At 47.0% G+C, this 2,185-nt stretch carries 2 protein-coding genes; both read left to right on the top strand.

All coding sequences use genetic code 11. The annotated features are described in order from the left end of the window. Positions 1 to 139: 139 nt before the first annotated feature. Positions 140 to 1,345 (top strand): IS21 family transposase, encoded by a 1,206-nt coding sequence (gene istA, locus D7Y06_RS24810; protein WP_243119509.1) that lies wholly within the window; start codon positions 140 to 142, stop codon positions 1,343 to 1,345. Then, a complete protein-coding gene (gene istB, locus D7Y06_RS24805; protein ID WP_120410139.1) occupies positions 1,338 to 2,135 on the top strand; it encodes an IS21-like element helper ATPase IstB in 798 nt (265 codons plus the stop codon). Before istA ends, istB begins: the two co-directional genes overlap by 8 nt. The last annotated feature ends 50 nt before the right edge of the window (positions 2,136 to 2,185 follow it).

The following is a 2,185-nucleotide window of genomic DNA, read 5'->3' as shown; positions in this document are numbered from 1 at the left end:
TGTTAGCGCCAATGATAAAATGTAAGAAAACGCCGAAGAAAAAATGTAGATTTATGGCGGAGAGAAAGAAAAAAAGATAGACTCCTGATAGGACGAAAAATGTCCGGGAAAGGAGTCAGAAATGAGAGGAGAAAGCTGGATGGACATACGAAGTGACAGACAAAAAGGAATGAGCTATGTGGAGCTTGGGAAAAAATACCACATGGATCCCCGGACAGCAAAGAGGTATGCACAGTCACCACAGAAGCCGGAGTACACACTGACACAGCCAAAGCCAACAAAACTGGATGCCTACAAGCAGCAGATAGACCAATGGCTGGAAGAAGCGCCCTATTCTGCGGTACGGATACTGGAGAAACTGCAGGAACAGGGATTTGACAGAAAATACAGCATCGTGAAGGAATACGTCCGGGGGAAGAAAATGGACCTGGATGAAAAAGCAACGGTGCGGTTTGAAACCATGCCGGGAAAACAGGGGCAGATGGACTGGGGCTTTTTTGAGGACCATCTGGTATACGAAGACGGGAAATGGAAGAAACTGTACTGTTTCCTTATGATACTGGGATATTCGCGGATGCGTTATATCGAATTTGTGACGGACATGAGCACAAATACACTAATCCGGTGCCATCAGAACGCGTTCCGGTATTTTGGAGGTTATCCGGAGGAGATACTCTATGACAACATGAAACAGGTGGTCATCAAACGCCTTTTAAAACAGGAAGATTCCACGCTGAACCGGCAGTTTGAAGATTTTGCAGGCTTCTACGGCTTCAAACCGGTTTTGTGCCGCCCCTATAGAGGACGGACAAAAGGCAAGGTGGAACGGACGGTGCAGTTTGTACGGGACAATTTCATGGTTGGAATCAAATACGAGAGTCTTTCAGACCTCAATGGCCAGGCGCAGGCCTGGTGCAACAAGGTCAATGGAAAAGTTCACGCCACCACCAATGAAATCCCCTTTGAACGTCTGAAAGCGGAACGGTTAAACCCTCTGTGCCGGGAGTACATCATGGACAAAATCAACCTGCGCCGGGTACAAAAAGACTGCCTCATCTCCTATGCCGGAAACCAGTACTCCGTGCCGGCGGAGTACATCGGCAAAGATGTGGCAGTCGTAGCCCTCGACAGTATGCTGGCTGCCTACTATGAGGGAAAGCAGATAGCTCTGCACCGGATATCGTATCAGAAAAAAGATATGGTTGTCAATCCGCAGCACTATAGGCGGCTCACTATGAAACAGACAATGGATGCAGAAAATATACTTTTGGAACAGGACAAGGTCATTGATTTTCCCCTGAAATCTTCTGACCTGTCCAGATATGACGAGGTGCTGTATGAATGAATTGACCATGGACAGGCTGAAAGAGAATCTGGAAAGCCTCAAGATGAAGAACACTCTGGAGATTCTGGACAACTACCTGGAACGGGCGGTGGCGGAGAAATTAAATGTCGTGGATGTTTTGGATCACATTTTTGCTGAAGAAGCGAAATCCAAGCGCAGACGCGCATATGAGAAACAGATTCAGATGTCCGGTTTCCCCATTAAAAAGACTCTGGACGACTTTGATTTTTCTTTCCAGTCCTCTATTGATAAACGCCAGATCGATGAACTAGCAACCATGCGTTTTCTGGAAAACGGGGAAAATGTAGTCTTTCTGGGGCCGCCGGGAGTGGGAAAGACGCATCTTGCCTCAGCCCTTGGGCTTGTAGCTGCAAGACACAGGTTTTCAACCTACTACATCAACTGTCACCAGCTCATTGAACAGCTCAAGAAAGCCCACTTTGAGAACCGGCTGCCGGACAGGCTCAAAATCCTGTCCAAGTACAGGATGCTTATCATTGATGAGATTGGATATCTCCCTATGGACATTCAGGGGGCCAACCTGTTTTTCCAGCTCATCGCAAGGCGGTATGAAAAGACATCCACGGTCTTTACCTCTAACAAGACTTTTTCGCAGTGGAATGAGGTGTTTGCTGATGTCACCATTGCCTCAGCCATTCTGGACCGTGTTCTGCATCACTGCACAGTAGTCAACATCAAAGGCGAATCATACAGACTGAAAGAACGCAAGGAATTCATGCGTCAAAAGCAGCAGATCGTAAACACACTTTTTGAGCAGGGAAACACTTGAAAAGGTTACATGACTCCGCCGAAAAACTACAAAATATAATCGGCGTTTTC

It is taken from the genome of Roseburia sp. 1XD42-69, from assembly GCF_003612565.1.
Taxonomy (GTDB): Bacteria; Bacillota; Clostridia; order Lachnospirales; family Lachnospiraceae; genus Roseburia_B.
This window is presented reverse-complemented; position numbering and strand designations above follow the sequence as displayed.